Source organism: Micromonospora okii, from assembly GCF_020884795.1.
Lineage (GTDB): Bacteria > Actinomycetota > Actinomycetes > Mycobacteriales > Micromonosporaceae > Micromonospora > Micromonospora okii.
On record NZ_BBZF01000012.1, the window covers coordinates 279,756 to 281,508 of the forward strand.

At 78.8% G+C, this 1,753-nt stretch carries 1 protein-coding gene; it reads left to right on the forward strand.

The genetic code is table 11. From position 1 onward, the window contains the following. Positions 1 to 1,753: type I polyketide synthase (locus tag LPU43_RS00850; protein WP_229398580.1), on the forward strand; the 1,753-nt coding region annotated here is incomplete at both ends.

Genomic DNA, 1,753 nt, shown 5'->3' on the forward strand with positions numbered 1-1,753 from the left:
TGCTCACCCTGGAGCACGCCTGCGCCCTCGTCGCGGCGCGCGGTCGGCTGATGCAGGCGCTGCCGGCCGGCGGCGGGATGCTCGCCGTCGCCGCGCCTGAGGCCGAGGTGGCGGAGTCGATCGCTGGGCTCGAAGGTCGGGTCGGGATCGCCGCCGTGAACGGGCCGTCGGCCGTGGTCGTCTCGGGTGCGGTGGAGGCCTTGGACGAGGTGGAGCGGGTGTGGCGGGAGCGGGGTGCGCGGACGCGCCGGTTGGCGGTGAGTCATGCGTTCCACAGCCCGTTGATGGAGCCGATGCTGGAGAAGTTCCGGGCGGTCCTGCGGAGGTTGACGTTCTCCGCGCCCGCCCTGCCGGTGGTGTCGAACGTGACCGGCGCCCTCGCCGAGGACGATGAGCTGCGCAGCCCCGACTACTGGGTGCGGCACGTCCGCGAGGCCGTCCGGTACGCCGACGGGGTCGCCGCCCTGCGCGCCGCCGGGGCCGGCGTGCTCCTGGAACTGGGCCCGCAGAGCACGCTCACCGCCCTGGCGGCCGACATCCTGCCCGGCGACACCGCAGTGCTCTCCGTCGCCGCCCAGCGCCGGGACCGCCCCGAGGCCCACGCCCTGCTCGCCGCCCTGGCCGAGCTGCACGTCCACGGCCTGCCGGTCGCCTGGCGACCGTGGTTCGACGGCACCGGCGCGCACCGCGTCGACCTGCCCACGTACGCCTTCCAGCACGAGCGCTACTGGCCCGAGTTCTCCGGCGAGGCCGCCCCGGCGGGCGGGCACGCCGACGGCGAGGGCGACTTCTGGGCCGCCGTCGAGCGGGGCGACCTGCCCGCCGTGGCCTCCCACCTGGCCGTGCAGGACGACCCCGACGCCGTCGCGGCCCTCGCCCCGGCCGTGCCGGTGCTGTCGGCGTGGCGGCGGGTGCGGCTGCGCGACGCCACGGTGGACGGCTGGTCGTACCGGATCGCCTGGGAGCCGATCCGCCCCGCCCCCGCGCCGGTCCTCGCCGGCCGCTGGCTCGTCGTCGCTTACGCCTCGGACGTCGTCGCCCACGCCGAGGAGACGGACGGGCTCGCCGACGTGCTCGCCCGCGCCGGAGCCGACGTCGACGTGCTCGCCGTCGACCCCGGCATCGGGCGGGCCGAGCTGGCGGCGCTGCTGCGCGAACGCGGGGACGGCGGCTGGGCCGGGGTGCTCTGCCCCCTGCCCGAGCGGGACGAGCCGCTGCCCGCCGCGCCCGCCGTGCCCGCCGGGACGGCGCTGCTGCTCACCCTCGTCCAGGCCCTCGCCGACGCCGGCCTGCCCGGCAGGCTGTGGTGCCTCACCCGGGCCGCCGTGCCCGTCACCGGCGGCGAGGCCGTCGCCGACCCCTCCGCCGCCGCGGCCTGGGGCCTCGGCCGGGTCGTTGCCCTCGAACAGCCCGACCGCTGGGGCGGCCTGGTCGACCTGCCCGCCGGCCGCCTCGACCGGGCCGCCGGCGACGCGCTGCTCGCCGTCCTCACCGACGGCGGCCACGACCAGGTGGCGATCCGCCCCCAGGGCGTGCTCGAACGGCGGCTCGTCCCCGCCGCCCCGCCCGCCGGAACGGCCTGGCGGCCCACCGGCACCGTCCTCGTCACCGGCGGCACCGGCGCGCTGGGCCGGCACGTGGCCCGGTGGCTGCTGGCCAACGGCGCCGCCGAGGTGGTGCTCGCCTCCCGGCGCGGCCCGGACGCCCCGGACGCCGACGAACTGCTCGCCGAGCTGGCCGGGCTCAGCGTCGC